Origin of the sequence: Vibrio sp. 947 (assembly GCF_033339115.1) — a bacterium.
Taxonomy (GTDB): Bacteria; Pseudomonadota; Gammaproteobacteria; order Enterobacterales; family Vibrionaceae; genus Vibrio; species Vibrio alginolyticus.
In genome coordinates this window covers 35,891-56,654 of sequence record NZ_JAWOTX010000029.1, presented here as the reverse complement: position 1 = coordinate 56,654, position 20,764 = coordinate 35,891, and the positions used below count along the sequence as shown (strand labels likewise).

The 20,764-nt window shown below is 44.0% G+C and carries 21 protein-coding genes; 16 read left to right on the top strand and 5 right to left on the bottom strand.

The features are described from left to right. Window positions 1-8: 8 nt before the first annotated feature. The 9 genes from cobA to nirD all read left to right on the top strand — a co-directional run bounded on the left by cobA (window position 9) and on the right by nirD (window position 10,048). Window positions 9-914: a uroporphyrinogen-III C-methyltransferase gene (gene cobA, locus R7Q39_RS25060; protein WP_318077004.1), complete on the top strand. Its 906-nt coding sequence runs from the start codon at window positions 9-11 to the stop codon at window positions 912-914. Next, window positions 911-1,864: a glycosyl transferase family protein gene (locus R7Q39_RS25055; RefSeq protein ID WP_318077003.1), complete on the top strand. Its 954-nt coding sequence runs from the start codon at window positions 911-913 to the stop codon at window positions 1,862-1,864. The genes cobA and R7Q39_RS25055 overlap by 4 nt, the downstream gene beginning before the upstream one ends. 229 nt (window positions 1,865-2,093) lie before the next feature. Beyond that, a complete protein-coding gene (locus R7Q39_RS25050) occupies window positions 2,094-3,011 on the top strand; it encodes a dienelactone hydrolase family protein (protein ID WP_009704599.1) in 918 nt (305 codons plus the stop codon). Between the two features lie 73 nt (window positions 3,012-3,084). After that, window positions 3,085-3,666: an ANTAR domain-containing response regulator gene (locus tag R7Q39_RS25045; protein ID WP_012129218.1), complete on the top strand. Its 582-nt coding sequence runs from the start codon at window positions 3,085-3,087 to the stop codon at window positions 3,664-3,666. 265 nt (window positions 3,667-3,931) lie between these two features. Beyond that, window positions 3,932-5,296, top strand: coding sequence for a CmpA/NrtA family ABC transporter substrate-binding protein (locus R7Q39_RS25040; protein WP_318077002.1), 1,365 nt, complete (start codon window positions 3,932-3,934; stop codon window positions 5,294-5,296). 72 nt (window positions 5,297-5,368) lie between these two features. Next, window positions 5,369-6,334: an ABC transporter permease gene (locus tag R7Q39_RS25035; RefSeq protein WP_005375889.1), complete on the top strand. Its 966-nt coding sequence runs from the start codon at window positions 5,369-5,371 to the stop codon at window positions 6,332-6,334. 11 nt (window positions 6,335-6,345) lie between these two features. Continuing rightward, complete coding sequence (locus tag R7Q39_RS25030) at window positions 6,346-7,182, top strand: ABC transporter ATP-binding protein (protein WP_005450080.1); 837 nt, start codon at window positions 6,346-6,348, stop codon at window positions 7,180-7,182. 10 nt (window positions 7,183-7,192) lie between these two features. After that, window positions 7,193-9,712 carry a nitrite reductase large subunit NirB gene (gene nirB / locus R7Q39_RS25025; RefSeq protein ID WP_318077001.1) on the top strand — a complete coding sequence of 840 codons (2,520 nt, stop codon included), beginning with the start codon at window positions 7,193-7,195 and terminating at the stop codon, window positions 9,710-9,712. Further along, the gene (gene nirD, locus R7Q39_RS25020) at window positions 9,713-10,048 is read left to right on the top strand and encodes a nitrite reductase small subunit NirD (RefSeq protein WP_042764613.1); all 336 of its coding nucleotides are present in this window, start codon (window positions 9,713-9,715) and stop codon (window positions 10,046-10,048) included. It abuts the gene before it with no gap. A 98-nt stretch (window positions 10,049-10,146) separates the two neighbouring features. Here nirD and R7Q39_RS25015 read toward each other — a convergent pair whose 3' ends face one another. Further along, the gene (locus tag R7Q39_RS25015) at window positions 10,147-10,551 is read right to left on the bottom strand and encodes a PPC domain-containing DNA-binding protein (protein ID WP_206952870.1); all 405 of its coding nucleotides are present in this window, start codon (window positions 10,549-10,551) and stop codon (window positions 10,147-10,149) included. Window position 10,552: 1 nt separating this feature from the next. Next, the gene (locus R7Q39_RS25010; RefSeq protein WP_005375904.1) at window positions 10,553-11,128 is read right to left on the bottom strand and encodes a TetR/AcrR family transcriptional regulator; all 576 of its coding nucleotides are present in this window, start codon (window positions 11,126-11,128) and stop codon (window positions 10,553-10,555) included. Window positions 11,129-11,412: 284 nt separating this feature from the next. On the opposite strand from R7Q39_RS25010, the gene R7Q39_RS25005 reads away from it, so the two are divergent. The 4 genes from R7Q39_RS25005 to R7Q39_RS24990 all read left to right on the top strand — a co-directional run bounded on the left by R7Q39_RS25005 (window position 11,413) and on the right by R7Q39_RS24990 (window position 14,209). Further along, window positions 11,413-12,027 (top strand): glutathione S-transferase family protein, encoded by a 615-nt coding sequence (locus tag R7Q39_RS25005; RefSeq protein ID WP_005375905.1) that lies wholly within the window; start codon window positions 11,413-11,415, stop codon window positions 12,025-12,027. Between the two features lie 220 nt (window positions 12,028-12,247). Continuing rightward, on the top strand, window positions 12,248-12,508 hold the full coding sequence (locus R7Q39_RS25000; RefSeq protein WP_053303685.1) for a hypothetical protein: 261 nt from the start codon (window positions 12,248-12,250) through the stop codon (window positions 12,506-12,508). Between the two features lie 29 nt (window positions 12,509-12,537). Continuing rightward, the gene (locus R7Q39_RS24995; RefSeq protein ID WP_053307741.1) at window positions 12,538-13,767 is read left to right on the top strand and encodes a PP2C family protein-serine/threonine phosphatase; all 1,230 of its coding nucleotides are present in this window, start codon (window positions 12,538-12,540) and stop codon (window positions 13,765-13,767) included. Then, the gene (locus R7Q39_RS24990) at window positions 13,748-14,209 is read left to right on the top strand and encodes an ATP-binding protein (protein ID WP_005375914.1); all 462 of its coding nucleotides are present in this window, start codon (window positions 13,748-13,750) and stop codon (window positions 14,207-14,209) included. Before R7Q39_RS24995 ends, R7Q39_RS24990 begins: the two co-directional genes overlap by 20 nt. Window positions 14,210-14,279: 70 nt before the next feature. On the opposite strand, the gene R7Q39_RS24985 is transcribed toward R7Q39_RS24990, so the two are convergent. The 3 genes from R7Q39_RS24985 to R7Q39_RS24975 all read right to left on the bottom strand — a co-directional run bounded on the left by R7Q39_RS24985 (window position 14,280) and on the right by R7Q39_RS24975 (window position 17,438). Continuing rightward, window positions 14,280-14,471 (bottom strand): hypothetical protein, encoded by a 192-nt coding sequence (locus R7Q39_RS24985; protein ID WP_005375916.1) that lies wholly within the window; start codon window positions 14,469-14,471, stop codon window positions 14,280-14,282. Window positions 14,472-14,505: 34 nt separating this feature from the next. Beyond that, a complete protein-coding gene (locus R7Q39_RS24980) occupies window positions 14,506-14,841 on the bottom strand; it encodes an Hpt domain-containing protein (RefSeq protein ID WP_005375918.1) in 336 nt (111 codons plus the stop codon). Between the two features lie 446 nt (window positions 14,842-15,287). After that, the gene (locus R7Q39_RS24975; protein ID WP_206952872.1) at window positions 15,288-17,438 is read right to left on the bottom strand and encodes a serine/threonine-protein kinase; all 2,151 of its coding nucleotides are present in this window, start codon (window positions 17,436-17,438) and stop codon (window positions 15,288-15,290) included. Window positions 17,439-17,750: 312 nt separating this feature from the next. On the opposite strand from R7Q39_RS24975, the gene tagH reads away from it, so the two are divergent. From tagH to tssK, 3 genes are read left to right on the top strand one after another with little or no spacing between them, the layout of a single operon-like run. Continuing rightward, on the top strand, window positions 17,751-18,944 hold the full coding sequence (tagH, locus tag R7Q39_RS24970) for a type VI secretion system-associated FHA domain protein TagH (RefSeq protein ID WP_206952874.1): 1,194 nt from the start codon (window positions 17,751-17,753) through the stop codon (window positions 18,942-18,944). Window positions 18,945-18,955: 11 nt separating this feature from the next. Continuing rightward, window positions 18,956-19,411: a type VI secretion system lipoprotein TssJ gene (tssJ, locus tag R7Q39_RS24965; RefSeq protein WP_318077000.1), complete on the top strand. Its 456-nt coding sequence runs from the start codon at window positions 18,956-18,958 to the stop codon at window positions 19,409-19,411. A gap of 21 nt (window positions 19,412-19,432) precedes the next feature. Continuing rightward, complete coding sequence (gene tssK / locus R7Q39_RS24960; RefSeq protein ID WP_080276943.1) at window positions 19,433-20,758, top strand: type VI secretion system baseplate subunit TssK; 1,326 nt, start codon at window positions 19,433-19,435, stop codon at window positions 20,756-20,758. The last annotated feature ends 6 nt before the right edge of the window (window positions 20,759-20,764 follow it).

Sequence of the window (20,764 nt, the reverse complement as noted above, 5' to 3'; positions counted from 1 at the left end):
ATAAGCACATGGAAGCGCCTTATCAAAAGTCTTGGTTTAAGAAAGGACAAGCGAGTCAGAAACAAGAACGCTCGTCTCGTTTTTCTAAGCATGACCAAGCAAGCAAACTGAAGCAACTTTTAGAAGACCATTCAGTAGACCTAGACGCGAACCACAAAGGTTTTGTCTCGATTGTCGGAGCAGGGCCGCACGATCCAGACTTGTTAACCGTAAAGGCTGTGAAAGCGATTATGTCGGCAGAGATTCTGCTGTACGACCGTTTGGTTAACAAAGATATTTTGGAGTTGGCTCCGCCACAGGCCGATTGGATTTACGTGGGCAAACGATGCGGACAACCTAGTATTGGTCAGGAAGAAATTTGTGACTTGATGGTATCACTCGCTCAACAAGGAAAGCGAGTTGTGCGCTTAAAAGGGGGAGATCCTTTAGTATTTGGCCGTGGAGGCGAAGAAGCATTAGCGCTCGTCAAACACTCAATCGCGTACGAAGTCATTCCCGGCATTACTGCTGCGATTGGATGTTCAGCAAACAGCTTGATTCCGCTGACTCATCGTGGCGTTGCTCGCAGCGTTACCTTTGTGACAGGGCAAGTGGTAACAGGCGCATTTGAGGCGTGGAGCCAACTGATGCAAAGCGGACAAACGTTAGTCTTCTATATGGGGTTAGAAAAGTCATCGCAAATACAAACGGGTTTAATCGGCTCTGGTTTGAGAGCAGATTTCCCAGTCGCGATCATCACTCATGGTTGCAGCCCTCAACAACAAGTGCACGTTACACAACTCAATCAGCTCAATGATTTATCGATTACACTTAAAGGCGTGAGCCCAGCATTGATTGTGATGGGAGAAGTTGTCAAACTGCGCGAACAACTAATAGAAACCGTACAGTCAGTGACGGAATACGAGGGAATATGAGCAGCATTTTGGAATGTATTAGAACAGTCGGTCGTGGCGAACGTGGTAGAAAACCACTGAACTTTGACCAAGCGTTTCGAGTTATGGATGAATACCTAAACGGTGAGTGCGACGACGATCAGATGGCAATGCTGTTGATGCTGATCCGCGTACAGAACGAGACTCAACAAGAAATCGCTGGCTTTGTGAAAGCATTCCAATCCCGCATGCCTGCTATTGGTGCAAACATCGACTGGCCATGTTATGCAGGCAAACGTGAAGCGGCAGGTCAACCTTGGCACCTGTTGGCAGCAAAGATCCTCGCCGATAATGGTCATAAAGTGTTGATGCACGGCTATCACGACCGCCAATCTGGTCGTTTACACGCTGAAGACTACCTCGACAAATTTGCTATTACGAAAGCGGAATCAGCAGAAGACGCAAAGCGTGTATTAGAAACACAAAACATTGTGTATCTGCCGCTGAGTGCGTTTGCTCCTCAAGCAGAAACCATGATCGGTTGGAAGAATCGTTATGGGCTTAGAACGCCGATTAATACTGTGGTTCGAGCATTGAATCCGGGGCAGGCGACGGTTGGTATTCGTGGTAGCTTCCATCCTGGATTCCAACAACTTCATGCTGAAGTCGAATACGAGATTGGTCAAACCGCTCACGCTGTTGTGTCATTTAAAGGACAATCGGGTGAGTCAGAATACAACCCGAAAGTAAGTCAAACCGTATGGTTAAGCCAAACAAGCGGCGTGACATCGCACTACTGGACGGAGCAAATGCTGTCTGAGGTGCCAATGCCTGCGAACTGCCCGTTTGGGACGTCAGAAGATGACATGAACCAAATGGCGAATACGGTTCTCGCCACAATGACAGTGGTCTTGTTTGCACAAATGCACGACAGGGAAAAAGCATTCGAACGAGCTTTCTCTTACTGGCAAGCCTATTGCGGCCAGCAATAAGATACTATTGTCAATTAATGTAAAACCAACGACGCAAAGTTGTTGAATCTGAATCCATTATCTACTGTTTGAAGAAGGTAAAAGATCCTAGCTCGCCAATGATGTGTTTCACCACCTTGCTCCGTATCAGAGTGGTGAAACCGCAGTTTTAGCCTCAATCGCGTTCGTTTTTAGCTTCGCGTTTGAGAATGAGAAAATCCCATATGGTAAGACACAGAGGACATGGATAATGGTTCTAAAGCATACCACTCCTAGTGAAAAGGCTTCTCATCCGATCCCGCAAGAAGCCTTCGATTGGTACGACGAATACGCCCACGGAAAAATCTCGCGCCGTGAGTTTCTAAATAGGCTGGGTGGCCTTGCTGTGCTTGGCTTTAGCATGACAGCACTGGTCGACGCGCTAACCCCGAATTATGCACTCGCAGAACAAGTTTCATTTAACGATCCTGACATCAAAGCAACTTACGAAACCTTTCCATCTCCAAATGGGCATGGAGAAGGGCGTGGTTATTTGGTGATGCCACAGAAGAAGACCTTAAAATCGCCGACTGTGTTGGTGATCCATGAAAACCGAGGTCTGAACCCTTATATCAAAGATGTCGCAAGACGACTTGCAAAAGATGGCTTTATTGCTTTCGCTCCAGACGCGCTTTATCCACTCGGCGGCTATCCGGGGAACGACGATGAAGGTCGCGCCATGCAGAAAGAGATGGACAGAGCCAAGATCGAACAAGACTTTATTGCAGCGGCTAACTTCCTTAAGCAATACGAGGGTGGTAACGGTAAATTGGGCGCGGTTGGATTCTGCTTCGGTGGATACATTGTCAACATGCTTGCAGCAGTTATGCCAGAAGAACTCGATGCAGGTGTGCCATTCTATGGAACACCCGCGGCGCAAGAGATCCAAAAGCAAGTCAAAGGGCCATTGATGATTCACTTTGCAGGGCTCGATAAGCGTGTTAACGACACATGGCCTGCTTATGAGCAGCAATTGATCGCAACCGACGCACAGTATCAAGCGTTAATGTATGAGAACGTCAACCACGGCTTCCATAACGACTCAACAGCACGCTACGCACCGGAAGAAGCAGCACTCGCTTGGGAGCGCACACTCGGCTTCTTCAAAGAACATCTCGCCTCTAGTTAAAACGCGTCTACTTTAGTTGGCACATTCCTTGTTATGTCTCTCTTAGTGAGTGAGATATAAACAAGGAATGTGCATGACTCAATCAACGTCAAAAACACCCATCATAGTATGTTGTGATAGCCTCCAAGAGCAGGCTCGATTGTCCGGCTTATTGAGCAAAGATTACGACAACATCATCGGCTGCCAATTGGCACAACTAGAAACGTTAATGCAACGAGAACCGTCAGCAAGCGTTGTGGTTGGATGGCAGCAACCAACCGCGGAACTGCGTTTGATCGTCGATTTCTGCCGCAGAAAATCGGCACCACTTCTTATCGTCTTAAAGCAATTATCATCCAATGATATCAATCGGTTATCAGAAAAAATGGACTATGTGCTCATGCCCCACGATAGTGAGTTTGCGCTTCAACCTTGGATTGAACATGCGACATTAGTGAGAGCGAAATTCGAAAGTATGCAATCGGAAATTGAATCGCTGACCCACAAGATTGAAGAGCGCAAGCTGGTGGAAAAAGCCAAAGGTCTGCTGATGAAGATGCACAGCGTTGATGAAGATCAGGCTTATAAAGCGCTTAGAAATTCGGCCATGCAATCGAGCCAAACGCTCGCACAAGTTGCCAAGAATTTGATAACTACTTTGGAGGTGCTTGATTAGTCGCTCTACCACTTTGGGGTTAGAGTGCGTTTTCTAACGTGGTGCGTGTTGCACTATCAGCAAGCAATAACAGGGAATAACAAACGGCAAGATATACTAATCTATTGTATTTACTGTGAAAAATAAGTTGGCACAGTAATTGGATTAGTAGAATTGGGTTTATTGTTGAATCGCTTATCTCAATTATCAACGGCGGTAATTGTAGACTTAGCAACGGCGCTACTGCTCTTCGGAGTAGTGGCGCTTTTTTTATGGGAGCAAACCAATGAAATGGAGTTCGATGCTGAAAGTGTCAGCAATTTCGTTATCGGTATTCACCACGGTCAGCGTAAAGGCAGAGTTGGGTGAGCCAGAAATTGAAGACCTGAAGTTTGGTTTTATTAAGTTAACCGATATGGCACCGCTGGCGGTTGCTTATGAGAAAGGCTTTTTTGAAGACGAAGGCTTGTACGTCACTTTAGAAGCGCAAGCAAACTGGAAGGTGCTATTAGACCGAGTCATCGATGGTGAGCTTGCTGGCGCGCACATGCTTGCTGGTCAGCCATTGGGCGCGACGATTGGTGTCGGTACAAAAGCAGAAGTGATTACCGCGTTCAGTATGGATTTGAACGGCAACGCAATCACGGTTTCCAATGATACTTGGGAGCAGATGAAGCAATACATTCCAAAACAACCGGATGGCAAGCCTGTTCACCCAATCAAAGCGGATGCACTGAAGCCTGTGGTCGACAGCTATCTGGATAAAGGTAAACCGTTCAACATGGGCATGGTGTTTCCTGTATCGACGCACAACTATGAGTTGCGATACTGGTTAGCGGCAGGTGGGATTCATCCAGGCTTTTACGCACCAGACTCAGGCGATAACAGTGGCCAGTTGGATGCTGACGTTCTTTTGAGTGTTACACCGCCACCACAAATGCCAGCAACAATGGAAGCGGGCACGATCAAAGGGTACTGCGTAGGCGAACCATGGAACCAACAAGCCGTATTCAAAGGCATTGGTACGCCAGTCGTGACCGATTACGAGATCTGGAAGAACAACCCAGAGAAAGTGTTTGGTGTTTCCAAAGTTTGGGCTGAGAAGTATCCAAACACGCACATTCGCGTAGTGAAAGCCTTGATTCGGGCGGCACATTGGTTGGATGAAAACGACAATGCCAACCGCCAAGAAGCAGTGAAGATGCTATCAAAAAGCGAATACGTTGGAGCCGATGCCGAAGTTATCGCCAACTCGATGACGGGCACATTTGAATACGAGAAAGGCGACAAACGAGACGTGCCAGACTTCAACGTGTTCTTCCGTCATAACGCCACGTATCCGTATTACAGCGATGCGATTTGGTACCTGACCCAAATGCGTCGCTGGGGACAGATCTCAAGCGAGAAATCCGATGATTGGTACATGGATGTCGCAAAAGAGGTTTACCGTCCGGACATTTACCAACAAGCGGCTCAAGCACTGATTGAAGATGGTGTGTTGAGCAAAAAAGACTTCCCAGATTTTAGTGCTGAAGATGGTTTCCGTGCGCCACAAACACACTTTATCGACAACATCGTTTATGACGGTCGCGAGCCAAATAAATATCTAGAGAAGTTCTCTATCGGGCTTAAAGGAAAAGACAAGGTTTAACCATAACGATAAACGCCACAGGCGAGGGAATTCGCTTGTGGCAACAAGGATGTAAATTTCTTAGGAGTGAGTATGTCTAGTAATGTCATTTCCCTGTTTCCTGCTAAGCAGGTAGTGAACCGAAGTCGGCTGGTGCTTTTGCCCGTCATTGGCTTGCTGATCTTTTTGGCAATGTGGCACTTAGCAGCGAGAGAAGTGCAAACCTCATTAGGTACGCTACCGGGGCCTGTGCAAACTTTTCAGCAGTTCAGCAACCTTGTCGATGACCATTGGCAAGAGCGAGAAAAGGAACAAGCGTTTATCGAGCGTCAGGAAAAGCGCAATGCTGCGAAGTTAGCCAAGAATCCAGACGCGGAAGTGAAGATTCGTCCTTACACTGGTAAACCGACGTTCTTCGACCAAATCATAACAAGCTTAGTGACCGTAACTGCGGGCTTTTTGCTGGCGACGGTTATCGCGATTCCGCTTGGCATCGTGCTTGGTCTTAATCAAGGGCTGTATCAAGCGTTCAACCCAATCATTCAACTGCTCAAGCCCGTATCACCTTTAGCTTGGCTGCCTATCGTCACCATGGTTGTAAGTGCCACTTATGTGAGTGATGATCCGATGTTTGCTAAGTCGTTCATTAACTCTCTGATCACTGTGGCGCTGTGTAGCTTATGGCCGACGCTGATTAACACCGCTGTGGGTGTAACAAGCGTTGATAAAGACTTAATCAACGTGAGTAAAGTGCTTCAACTTTCCTGGTGGCAGCACATCCGCACCATCGTATTACCTTCTGCCATTCCAATGATCTTCACAGGTTTACGTCTCTCTTTAGGTATCGCTTGGATGGTGTTGATTGCGGCAGAGATGCTCGCGCAGAACCCTGGGTTGGGAAAGTTCGTTTGGGATGAATTCCAGAACGGCAGTTCGGCATCATTGGGTCGTATTATGGTCGCAGTCATCACCATCGGCTTTATCGGTTTGATGCTCGATAGAGGCATGTTGCAACTTCAAAAGTGGCTGTCTTGGAATAAACAACAAGCGTTGAGATAAGGGAAAAGATCATGGAAAAAGCATTATTAGATCTAACGCGTTTAGGGATGCGATTCCCAACGCCAGATGGCGAGTTCATCGCGCTTAAGAACGTCGATTTACAAATCAATAAAGGTGAGTTTGTATCCCTGATTGGCCACTCTGGCTGCGGTAAATCAACGGTATTGAACTTAGTTGCGGGTCTACACATGCCAACAGACGGCGGCGTGATCGTCGACGGACGAGAGGTGGCAGGACCGGGACCCGACCGCGCAGTGGTGTTCCAAAACCATTCATTATTGCCTTGGCTCACTGTGTATCAAAACGTTGAGCTCGCAGTAAAACAAATTGCTGGCAAAAAGGGCAAAGCGTGGATTCAGGAACAAGTGAATCACTACTTGGAGTTGATTCAAATGCAGCATGCTGCGCACAAAAAGCCGGATGAAATCTCGGGTGGTATGAAGCAGCGGGTCGGCATCGCGAGAGCACTGGCACTTCAACCAAAGGTTTTATTGATGGATGAACCATTTGGCGCGTTGGATGCGTTAACTCGTGCGCATTTGCAGGATGCACTGATGAAGATTCAAGCCGAGCTAAACAACACCGTCATCATGATTACCCACGATGTGGATGAGGCGGTGTTGCTATCCGACAAAATCGTGATGATGACTAACGGACCGGCGGCAACCATTGGTGAAGTGTTAGAAGTGAATTTACCGCGTCCCCGTGAGCGTGTCGCACTGGCAGATGATGCACAGTATCAGAAGTGTCGACAAGCAGTGCTGAAGTTCCTTTACGAGAAGCAATCCAAAGTCGAGATTCCTGCTTCGAAAGAAGACAAACCCAAAACCGCAGCGCAAACGGCATAAGGAGGCAGCGATGAACAGTCCTTTAACGATTCCAGTAAAGAACGCATTAAGCCACATTGTTGTGGTAGGTAACGGTATGGTCGGGCAACACCTTGTCGAGCAATTGGTGCAGAAAAATGCACATTTGGAGCACCGAATTACCGTGATTGGTGCAGAGCGCTTTATCGCGTATGACCGTGTACAACTTTCTTCTTTATTTGCGGGTAAGTCTCATGATGATTTGATGCTGAGTAACCAAGAATGGTACGACATGCATGGCATCCAACTCGTACTTGGCAGCCAAGTAACAGGTATCGACAGAGAGCAAAAGCGCATTCTGCTTGATGGTGAAGATGTGCTGGGTTACGACCAACTTGTGCTCGCGACTGGTTCGTACCCATTTGTGCCGCCAATTGAAGGTAAAGACCGCGACAACGTGTATGTCTACCGTACACTTGATGACCTTTCACAAATCAAAAAAGCATGTGAAGGCGCAAGAACAGGCGCAGTGATTGGCGGTGGATTGTTGGGTTTAGAGGCGGCAAATGCACTCAAACTATTGGGGCTAGAAACTCACGTCATTGAATTTGCGCCTCGCCTGATGCCCGTGCAGTTAGACGATGGTGCTGGCTTAGTACTAAAAGAGAAGATTGAAGCGCTAGGGCTAACCGTTCACACCTCTACAGGTACGGAACGAATCTGCGATGGTGAAACGGCTAAACATCGCATGGTGTTTAAAGACAAAGATCCTCTCGAAGTGGATGTGATTGTCTTTTCCGCAGGGATTCGCCCTCAAGATGAGTTGGCAAGAATAGCTGAGCTAGAAGTAGGCGAGCGAGGCGGCATTGTGATTAATAACCAATGCCAAACCAGCGATGAGAACATTTATGCGATTGGCGAATGTGCTCTTTGGGAGCAAAAGATCTTTGGCTTAGTCGCACCCGGTTACACCATGGCGAGAACCACTGCCGATGTCTTGACTGGGATGCCGAGCGATGGTTTTAAAGGTGCAGACATGAGCACCAAACTTAAGCTGCTTGGGGTGGATGTGGCGTCTATCGGCGATGCACAAATGCAAACCGAAGGCGCACAAGAAATGGTCTTGCAAGATGCGGTCGCAGGCATCTACAAAAAGCTGGTGGTTGATGCGAGCGGCACCCAATTGCTCGGTGCAATTCTTGTTGGTGACAACAGCGACTACGATGCACTCTTACAGTGTTATTTGAACAAAACGGTTCTGCCAGACCACGCGGCGAACCTGCTGTTTGATACCGGAATGCTGGATGGAGAGATGCCAGACAGCGCCATCATCTGTTCTTGTCACAACGTCACAAAAGGCGACTTAGTTGCCGAGATACAAGCTGGCACTACCAACCTGACGGACCTTAAAGCCAACACCAAAGCCGGTACTGGCTGTGGTGGCTGTAGCAATATGGTCAAGTCGGTATTGGATACTCAATTGGCAGCTATGGGGGTAGAGGTTAACAACCACCTTTGTGAGCACTTTGAGCTCAGTCGCCAAGAGATGTTCCATATTTGCCAAGTGGAACAAATCAAAGACTTCGACACCTTAATTGCACTGCATGGCAAGGGGCATGGGTGTGATATCTGTAAGCCGACAGCAGCATCTGTGTTTGCTTCTTTGTGGAATGAACACATCATGGAGCCTCAACATCAATCTCTGCAAGATTCCAACGATGCCTTTATGGCGAACCTGCAAAAAGATGGTTCTTACTCGATTGTACCTCGTGTTCCGGGCGGCGAAATCACACCAGACAAACTCATCGTGCTAGGCGAAGTTGCTCAACAATACGATCTATACACCAAAATCACTGGCGGTCAGCGCGTGGATTTATTTGGCGCGCAGTTAGAGCAACTCCCAGAAATCTGGCAAACCTTAATTGATGCTGGTTTTGAAACAGGGCACGCCTACGGCAAGTCGGTGCGCACCGTGAAATCTTGCGTCGGTTCTACTTGGTGCCGCTATGGTGTTGATGACTCGGTCGGATTAGCTATTGAGTTAGAGAACCGCTACAAAGGATTGCGAGCGCCCCATAAGCTTAAGTTTGCCGTATCGGGCTGTACTCGCGAGTGTGCAGAAGCGCAAAGTAAAGACATTGGGGTGATCGCCACCGAAAACGGCTGGAATCTATACGTTTGTGGTAATGGCGGCATGAGACCACGACACGCGGATTTGTTTGCATCTGACTTATCCAAATCAGAGTTGATCACCATGATCGACCGAGTATTGATGTTCTACGTCAGCACCGCAGATCGCTTGCAGCGCACGTCGGTGTGGATGGAGAACATGGAAGGGGGCCTAGATTACCTTAAACAAGTGATTTTGGATGACTCTCTGAATCTATGTGATTCTTTGGATGAACAAATGGCACGAGTCGTAGATACGTATCAATGTGAGTGGAAGAGTACGTTGGATAATCCTCAGAAATTGCAACGCTTCCGTCCTTTCTTGAACAGCACGTCGGGCAGCAAAGTCTTGCCGTACCAACGTGTGCGCGGTCAGCGTATTCCAGTGAAACAGGAGGTGTAAATGGCAGCTTTAACCAAAGTGAAATTGTGTCAGCTTGATGACTTAATGCCGTTTATCGGTGCTACTGTATTGATTGAAGGCGAGCACGTTGCGCTATTCTACATTCCAGATAGCGGTGTTTACGCCGTTCAAGATTGGGACCCAATTGGTAAGGCTTATGTGATGAGTCGAGGGATTGTCGGTGATATTGATGGTGAGATGTGTGTTGCATCACCACTATATAAACAGCACTTCAGTTTAAAGAGTGGGCAGTGTTTAGAAGACGATGCGCACTGTCTAAAAACATGGCAAGTAACAGTCGACGATAATCAGGTTTGTTACTTAGTCGAAGAATGACCCTCGAAACTAGCTTGCTCGAAATGAGTAAATTCTTAGCGTAAGAGACAAGCGAATAAAGCTCCAGAGACAGCACAGTATGGCTCTGGAGCTTTTAATTATTTGGAAGGGTTCACTTGTAGTTCGGTATAGCCAGTCGAGTCGTCCATCGCTCTAGTGAACTCAAGTTCTGAGTACGAATGGATGATCAACTCTGCGGTAGTATCAATCACTGTGCCTTCCAGCAAATGCCCACCCCAAACTCGTCCTTCACGATCAGACACCGAGATATGAACGTGTTGATGTTCAGGCGTTAGAGTTCCCATCACAGAGACGATTTCAAATGGCTCATGTTTGGTTAACGTACTCTCTGCACCTGCCAAACGAAGGTTGAGGTCAGAGACACAGCCAACGCATGAGGCAATCGAGCCTGCTTTGATACCATGCTGCTCGACCAATTTCGCTAGGCTCAGCTTTAAGTCCATGCCTTTGGTAAGACGTAGTGCTATCACTTCAATCGACATATTACTTCCTAATCAAAACCAGCAAGCAGGAAAGCGCCGTATCCAAGTCGGCATAACGTTTGGCTTTGCCAAGTACGCGCATGCCTTGCATGTTGTTGAGAACAAAACGAGCAAGCTCTTCTGGTTTCAGCGTTTTCGGCACTAAGGTTTCTTTTTGTGCATTGGTCAGCGCATCCGCAATGATGTCGATAAGATGGTCAAACAAAAAATGCCCTTTGCGCAGTACATCATCGTCTTCACCAGCGTGCTCAATCAACGCATTTTGGATAAAGCACCCACAGTTGCGTTTGCGTTGCAGCTCAGCAAAAGATTTAAGGAACGATTCCAACTCAGGTAAAGACGCGTCGTCTTTTTCCAAATCATTGAGTGACGGTAGCGAGACCTTTTTTAAGTAAGTATCGAGCGCTTCGTAGTAGAGCTGTTGCTTGTCACCATAGGTGTTGTAAAGACTGAAGCGGTTGATGTTCAGTTCGTCGGTGAGATCCGAGATAGACGTGTTCGCAAAGCCCTTGCGCCAAAATACATCCATAGCCACGAGAAGCTTTTCATCTCGGTCGAAGTTGGCTTTTCTTGCCATAAATTACCTGCCTGGGTCTGCTTATCGGGTAATTAAATTGCTTTGGAGGGATGGTACAGAGAACCTCTAGCGTTCGAACTGAACCAATATGATGAATACCCATCTATGCTTGGGTATCAGCCCCCAAATTCATGTGAACTCACAAACGGCATCAAAAATATCTCTCAGCAAACAGACCCACAACTGTTTGAAAATTTTTGATAGTGAAGTTCTTGACTGATCGTTTATAAACTGGCTACAGTATATCCTAACCAATCGGTTAGAAAAAGATAAAAGGATGTGAAATGAAGCTCTATGAAACCGCAATGACTCCAAGTTGTAAGCGAGTTAGCATTTTTCTAAAGGAAATCGGTGGCGAGGTTGAGCGAATTGCGCTGAACGTTCGTGAGGGCGATAACCTATCTGAACCGTTTAAATCGAAAAGCGTGAACGGCAAAGTGCCTCTACTGGAACTGGATGATGGCACGACGATCTGTGAAAGCGTGGCGATTTGTCGCTACCTAGATGAAGCGTTTGAAAATGATCTGGCGCTGTTTGGTGCTAACCAGCTCGAACGTGCTCAGGTAGAAATGTGGCATCGCGTTGTCGAATTCCAAGGACTAAATGCGGCATTTCAGGCGTTTCGAAACATGACCGGAGTTTATGGAGACAGAGAACGTTGCGTTGAAGCATGGGGCGAAGAATCAAAACAACGCGTCTACGAATTTCTGCCCGTCTTAGACAAGCGTCTTGAACATAATGATTTTATCGCCGTAGACCATTTTACTATCGTCGATATAACAGGCTTTATTTTGATCAGTTTCGCAATTAAAGGCCTAGAAATTGATGTGCTATCGACGTCGCCAAACATTGCTCGATGGTATAACCAAATTTTAGCTAGACCTGCATTTCAGAGTTAATGTATTGCAGCGAGTGGATGATAGCTCGCTGCTACCACCTTACCGATTCTTAACTCAGCAGGATATTCAAATTTTCTCAGATTTTTCTTATTTTTTCTCCTATCGCCTATAATTGGAAAAACAACCTCAATTTGCTTCGTTGCGTTTTAGAGCCTCGAGCTCTTGGTCCGTAGACGCTCTCTTTCATCATGGAAAGTCTAGTAATAGACAAGGAGAGGTCATGAGTATTCAAGTGAAAACTATCAATAATATTCTAATAGCCCTGTTAATGGTTTCGGTTTTTGGTCTATTCGCACTGTACCTCAATTACATACAGCAGAATGAACAGATTGAAAGGCTGCAAAGTCAGTTAATCGAAAAAGAGCATCAGATACTAATTTCTAATGAAGCGTTGTCTTACACTCGATATCAACACCAATTATTAGCCGAAGACTACAGCCGTTTTAGAAATGAGCAGTCAGTGACTAGTGTTTTGCGTTAGCCAGTATAGCAACTGTATTAAGGAGGAAGATGAAACCCATTCTTTTGGTCGATGACAGTAAAACAGTACTGCTTTACATCAGCAGTGCATTGGAAAAGCAAGGCTATGAAGTGGTTGCAGTTGAAGACGGAAGAGCGGCGCTTGAAGTGCTAACCCACCGCCCTGATATTCAGTTTGTGCTGAGCGATTTAATGATGCCTAGAATTAATGGTATTGAATTGTGTCGCCAATTAAAATCTAAAGTTAGCGAACGTTACATTTTCTTTGTTCTACTGTCTTCTAGAAATGACCAAAGTTCGATCGTGAAAGGCATTGATGCTGGCGCAGATGATTTCGTAGATAAGAAGACGTCTGTAGAGGAACTTCAGGCCAGAATCCGTGCGGGGTTTCGTACTTTAGAACTGCACAACAAACTCGTTGAGAGAAATAAAGAGCTAGATGCGGCCTATCAAACAATCCACCAAGACCTACAGTCTGCTAGTCATCTGATGGAGCAACTACTCCCTGCTGAATCAACTATTCAGAATGTAAATTTTAGCTATGTCTACAAACCATGCTCCCAGATTGGTGGTGATATGTTGGGGTATTTGGAGCTCGATGAACAACATGTTGCGTTTTATGTATTTGATGTTTCTGGTCATGGTATTTCTTCAGCTTTGATGGCTTTTTCTATTCAACAGACGCTATCTCAAAGTCAGGGGCCTGATTCGATCACGATGGAGTTGAGAGATGACTGCTATTGCGTAAGTGAGCCAGCATCTGTGATTGAACGGCTAAATCGGCGTTATCAGCAAACTAGAAACAGTCAACTTTACTTTACTATGGCTTACGCCATTCTTAACACAAAATCAGGGCGACTTAGCTATTGCACGGCTGGCCACCCCAGGATCTTAGTTTGGCGAGCGAGTACGAACACGATGGAACAGATAGGTGACGATAACTTTATCGTTGGTGCAATGCAGCCGATAGAATATAGCGGTAACCAAATTAGTCTAGATGAGGGCGATGCATTGTGGCTTTATTCGGATGGTTTGATTGAAGCGAGGCAGGGTGAGGAGATGTTTTCACTACAACGATTGGCATCGAGTATAAAAGCTGTTTGCACGCTGCCAGTTGAAGATCAAGTGGGAGACGTCTTTAAAAAAGTACAATCTTGGCACAACGAAGATGAGTTTGATGATGATGCCAGCCTTTTACAGGTAAAATGGCATGGTGAGAGGCTCGATTTTAAGGAAAAGAATGTCAAAGAGCGAATTTAAACGAACTTACGGGAGCTCCCTTACTCACTCACGAAGTGCGAGCAAAGACGTTGTTCGGTTTTTGATGGGTCATCAAATCCCCTTAAATGCAATTCAATCATTGGAGCTTTGTGTCGTTGAGCTCATGAATAACGCTTATATTCATTCTTACAGTGAAATAGAAGGCCTGCCAATTGAAGTGGAGTGTAGGGTTGGGGATGACCAAGTGTCCGGTTTCGTGGAACTGAGAGTCTCTGATTGCGGAGCGCCGATCAATGAGAAGACGTTCATCCAACATAAAAATAAACAGATTGAGGCACCTAACTTAATGGATGACGATAGTTGGTCCTCCTCTGGTCGCGGACTGATGTTAGTCGCTCAATTATCTGACCTGTTTAAATTGGAAAAAGGTTTCGAAAACAATACGTTTGTTGTAGTGAAAAGGAATTGGGAGAGAAACTAACAACCAAGCAAAGTCGATTTGCTTCACTTGGTCCCTAGCGTTAATCTGACGGTTGCGTTGTATATCATTGTTATTTTGTATTCGTTGTTGGTGCTGGTGATAGTAACGCCTCCAACTCTTCTGGTGTTAGAATATCACTGATGTTTAACATATTATTTTCATCATCTAGCGCCATCTTTGTACGGCTAAGTAAGTACCTTTTTTGAGTTGGTGTTAGGTCTTTGAGAGACTCAATCAACTCCCTGAAATTGCTATTATTCATTGCCATATTTCCCCCAGTTAAGCCTTGAATTTCTTTATTGCATATTCTTCAAGTAAGCGAAGATTTGTTGATTAATTGCAGCTAGCTCTTCAGTAACTATAGCTATATCTGAGCTATCTGGCGCTGTATCGTTTCTGGTTTTTTCTTCTATTCTTTGAAACGCAATGACCGCGGTGTCTTCTCCGAAACTCTCTAGAATGCCCTTTAAACTATGCGCTAATAGATAGAGTTCTGACCAACATCTGCTTGTATATAGCTCATCTATACGCTCTATATCATTCGTGTGATCTTCAAGGTATGTAGAAAAAACAGTGACGATCAGATCTACGTCGTTATCCATGTATGTATTGAGAACATCAAAATTAATCATGTATACCCCTATTAAACGTTGCGGTAGAGGAATGTTTCGGATAATGAAGGCTTAGCCGAAGGTATGAATGGCATAACCAGTATTTGAGCAGAAATAGTTTGCTTGTCGCTTGAGATAAACTTACAAAAAGAAAGTCATTGTTAAAGATATTTTGACTTATATCCAAACGGCAATGGTCGAAATGTAGGGATGAAAAAACTTCAACTCGCGTGTTTTTAACACAAGTAGCAAAGGGGACGTTTCCAAGTAAAACGCCGAGTCGGTAAGTGTCTTGCAGTCCTAGTTTAAGGCTATCGTTACATACGGACGCCAGACGTTCGCCAACTTTGACTATTCCTTCAGTCAAGGCTAACTCTCCTCATTAAGTACAAGTATAAATTAGCAATCTAGTTGCATATTGGCAAGTGATCTGCGGCAAAAAAGGGACTCGCGTCCCTTTTGTATTACTAGCTTTGCTTAGAGTCCTGTTCTATTTGCTTCATAAGCTCGTTGGCTTTCTTCATAGCGCGTCTTGCGCTTGAAGTCCTTCGCTTATTAAGTAATATATCGGAGAAGCGTAAGTATTTATCAGCAGTTTTGAATCTTAAATCGTTAACATCCTGAAAACCAATAGGAAAGTTTTTCGAGAACAGATCCACATCCTTCACCAAGTTATCGAGATGAGTTGTCGTCCTTGCCTTTTCTAGGCGAGAATAAAAGTTTTCAAACTCTTTTTGGAACAGGATTCTAGCGGCATCTTCTGGAAACGGTAGAGGGCTGTTGGAATCTAGCGCTGTCTCATATAATTTCATTTCCAGCACTGCATCTTTCATCGCATTACTTATCTGTAAGTTCTCTTGATGCTCTTCTACGTTTGAAAAGAAGGTGTTCCCAACCTTAATAAGAGCAACAAGTGCAGCTGCGTCTTTCTTTTGGAGTGCTTCAGTGAGGTGCTGACCGAAAACATCGCTAGATAACGAACTTGGCGTGAAAGGATAACCTTGATGAATCTGATTTAACTCATCCTTGAGCTCATAGATGGATTTACTGCCGTCTTCTTTACTGTACCGAGACTTTTCAAGTTGACTGTTGATTTGCCTTGCTATCGAAAGTAACGTGGAGTGCTTGCTTGACTGAATATCTAAGGCAAGAACTTCTATTTTATGTGAGTCAGGGTAGTAGGTTTTTGCTTTATCAAGTATGGACTCAATTTCATCATAATTCGGGTAGTTGTTGGCATCAGAATTCAAAACCTGATCAATTTCAGATTCAAACTCGCTGAGAATATAGGTCTTGTGTAAGCGTAATAAGCCAGCCTTAACGACTGGATGTAAGCTTTTTTCACTATCAATCAGTGCCAAACTTTTTTCTGCTGGCGTATCAAGCTGCCACTCTTGTCCGGCAATTTGATCATTTTGCTTGCTAATAACGGTTTCCAAATTGGCGATGGTTTCTTGTTGCTGCTGATAACCAAATACAATGCCGCTAACTAATAATATACTCGCTGCCGCGCCGCTAGCGATAGGCCAATAGCGCATATTCAATTTGCGTTTCAACTGCTCAGGGGTCAGCTCGTTCGGAATGATGCCAGTTGAAAATACGCTTGAAAATATTGGCCACTTAGATGTAGGCATGTTAGTTGGTTTAGAGACCTTGATCTTCTTTTTGAGAGCTTCATTAACTGGAGTTCTTGCGTAAGGGTGTTTGCAACTCAATAGCTCGTAAGCAATACAAAATAGAGCAAACATATCGTCGCTTAAGTTCGGTTCCTTACCGGATAACAGGTTGAGTGATGCATAGTTGGGAGTATAACCAAGCGTTTCAACATTTTCGGATTTACGTTTAGCCGCATATTGATCCTGCTTTAATTGATGAGTTTTAGATACACCAAAATCAAGCAACTTAACGTTACCCTCAGACGTTAAAATCACATTAGCGGGCTTTAGGTCGGCGTGCACTACACCAAGAGAGTGAGCATATGAGAGTGCATCGAGTACCTGATTTAGGATTGATAAAGTTGCATTAAACTTCAGCCCATGGGGCCTAGAACGCTGTATTAAACTCTCTAATGTTTCTCCGTTAATATACTCCATAACTAAAAAGTATATTTCGCCATCAACACCAAAATCAAAAACCCTAATGATATTAGGGTGGCTTAACCTTTGAGTTTGTTGAGCTTCACGTATTAACATGCGTGCAGTCTCTGGTTGAGAAGCAAACTCTTTCTGTAATATTTTTAACGCAACGTAGGGTGTTTCTGAACCTGAAGATTCAAGAATCCTATCTTTAGCTAAGTAAACATCGCAAAGCCCACCATGCCCAATAACCGACTCAATTTCATACCGATTTTTAACGGTCGCTCCTATTAAGCTTTCGTTAATAACATCTTTGTTATTATTTAATGAGTCATCTTTATTGTTTTTTTTCTTATTAACTAACGGAGTGTTTTCTTTTTGAGACAGTTTTGTATTTGTTTCATTTTTATTTTTAACGGAGGTTTCATTATTAGTGGGTTTGGTTGATTTAATTGCATTGTCTCGTTTTTGAGTCTTTACAATTTTAGTTTTATCTCCGCTTTCTTCGTTATTTATAGAATTGTTTTTATTACTGTCTTCCATCACAAGAACTCCGTATAAATGATGGGGGAATATATACCTTTCTGCTCAATGAAAAGTCATTATGTTAGAATTTCTCGGCCAAACTAACATTCGTTTTTTTATTGATGAAAGTCTAAGTGTCAAAAATTTGAACTTGGTTGGATAATTAAAATTGTTGAACAATACGTGATTGCTTTGATAAAAAAATGATTCATTATTCCGTGCATGATTTTCAATGGCAGTATTAAGATTTTTATTAATCTTACTGTTAATAAGAAAGTAGTTAATAATAAAATTAAAAATAATATCTAGCAGGTCTTTGGCGAGGTTTACATGAAGTTGGTTTTAACCATAACAAGTTTTCACAAATTTACTCCAGAGATTGAGAGTGAGTTCGTGTTTGAATCAAGTGATGAACATGCCAAGGTTACATTTGGTAGGTCTGAACAATGTGATTGGACACTACCAGATCCTGAAAGAGTGGTATCCGGAACCCACGGAGAACTGATTAAGTTTGGTGACAAATACTTGATAAAAGACCTCTCAACTAATGGTACTTTTGTAAATAATGCTGTAACTCCTGTGGGTCAAGGAAATGAAATAGCACTAAGCGATGACGATATGGTTAGCTTAGGGGATTATCAAATTTCAATTTCTATTCAAACAGATACAGATGTAGTCAGTCTTGAGACAAGTAAAAGTCTTTCTAGCGCACCCCCTGAAGTAGTCTCAAGTCCATCGGAAGCAGAATTTGTTGACCTAGGCCTTAGTGCTAGTGAACTCTTAAACGAAAGTGTTCCTTCTGATTTTCAGCTAGATATTGGTTTAGTCGATGATTTTATTGATATCCCAAAGCCCGAAAAACAGAGCACCGTATCTGAAACTTTACCGAAAGTTAACCGACAATCAGAACACCTATCGACTCCCAACTTTGATACCAATGGGGGTGAACTTGCGGCTTTTGTTAGAGGGGTGGGTATAGATCCAATGATGATTCCCAGCGATAACCGAGAGGAATGGTTCGAACAACTGGGGGAGTCATTTTCTTTGATGCTAGTTGGTTTAATGGAAACACTGCATAACAGAGCAGTGTTTAAACAAACAAATCGACTTAGTCATACCGCATTTCGTAAGTCAGAAAATAACCCTTTAAAGTTTTCTGCAAACTTAGAAGATGCGATTCATAACTTATATAACCGTCAAACCGCTAGCTTCTTAAAGCCAAATGCAGCCATTAAAGAAGCATTTAATGACATCGAAAGTCATGAGCAAGCCTTAATGAAAGGTGTTGAAGGTACGGTTTCGAGTGTTATGTCACTTGTTGAACCTACTTCTATATACTCAGATGCTTTAGCGAAAGACACGGTTATTAATAAGGTTATTCCAGCTAGGAAATATGCTCAAAGTTGGAAGAGGTTTGAGGATATTCATGAAAAGCTATCCGATGATATTATCAATAAAGAGTCTCCGTTCTATTTAGAAGACTTCGCTAAGCACTATGAATTAGCATTAAAAAACAAAGGCTAGGAATTAGGGTGATGAAAAAGTTTTACCAATATATTTTGTTATTAATTTCAATAGCTTTATTTGGGTGCTCAGCAGCGAACCTAGTTGTTGATCCATACTCAGATTTAGAAATAGCAGCAAGTCATAACATTAATCCTGATTCAAACGGCAGGCCTTCTCCTGTAGTGGTGTATGTATTTGAATTAACGTCAAATACCATTTTAGAAAGCCAGGACTTTTTTTCTATTTATGAAGAAAGTGAAAAAGTCTTAGGACCTGATTTAGTGAATAAATATGAAGTTTCATTAACTCCAGGTCAGAAAGAAACATATCAAGCAAGTATGTCTCCAAAGACAGAATATTTAGGCATTGTCGTAGCGTTTCGAGATATTGAAAACTCAAATTGGCGACAAGTCATTAAAGTGGATAAGACCGGTTACAACACATATCAAGTATTGTTAGAAGATCTGTCTTTGGTCGTTAAATAACGTTTAGTTGGCTAATTATAAATGACGCAATACTCCAAGACGGCTTGGTGCGAAGGAATGTTTTTACGTCCCCAGCACTTCCAACAACAAGAACGCGCAACCTCTCAAGAATTCAAGGGCTTACATCAGTTAGGTGGGGCTTACAATTGGGGAGTTTGGAAATGTCGAGTAAAAAAACACGCGCTAAAAGATGGTCTTATTGAACTTGAGCATCTTGAAGCTGTTTTGCCAGATATGACGTTGGTTAATACGTTAATATCCAACGATTCAGTTTCGCCTCTACTTATTGATAAAAACACTGAAAATACGTTAGTAAAAATAACTCTCCCTCTTTCAAGTGTTACAGGTAAAAACGTTTCGGATGTAAGCGAATCGATCGTCTCTCGTTATGTACTTCAAGATATCGACGTGATAGATAACCTTACAGGACAAGATGAAGAAACCATCCAAGTTGCAGCCCTTAACCTAGAGTTGAAAGCGAGTAATGACAAATTAGCGGGTTATGTGGAGTTACCTATCTTAAGGATCAAAGAGGTAACTCCTGAAGGGGAAGTTATACTAGACGATGAGTACGTTCCTCCGCTTATCAACCTCCTTAGCGACAAAGTTATGTCAGCTTATCTACGTAACGTTATCGCGATGACAAAGATGCGTGCTGACGTTATTGCACAGCGCTTGATTAAGGGTAAATCTGCATCGGCATCTGCTGTTGATTTCATCATGCTCCAAATGCTGAACCGATATGAGGCGAAGTTAAAGCATTTCAGTGAGTTAGATAGGTTACATCCACTGGAATTAGCGACGACACTTAAAGGTTACATTGGTGAGTTAGCCACTTTTTCTAATAAAACTAAAAGAGTCCCAAGTTTGCTTGCGTATGATCACTTAGATGTATCAAGTGTCTATAGCGAGTTGAATCAGATACTCAGTCAGTACCTCAGTGTTGTCCTTGACCAAACTGCGACCAAACTTCCGTTGGAGCCTCGCCAATACGGTATTCAAGTGACGCCGCTTCCAGATAAACGCTTGCTTGAGTCATGCCAATTTGTGCTAGCAATTAAAGCAGACACCACAACAGATGAAATAAGACGCCTGGTCCCAGCGCAACTCAAGTTTGGCCCGGCAGAACAGATTCGCGATCTAATTAATAATCAGATCAACGGTATAAACGTAGTGCCGTTGAGTGTCGTCCCGAGACAGATTCCTTACCAAACGGGCTATGTTTATTTCGAAGTTGTCAAGAAAGGGCCATTTTGGATGAGGCTAAAAGATAGTGGCGGTATTGCGCTTCACCTATCAGGGCATTTTCCGAATGCTGAACTTGAGCTTTGGAGTATTAATCAATAGGCGCGC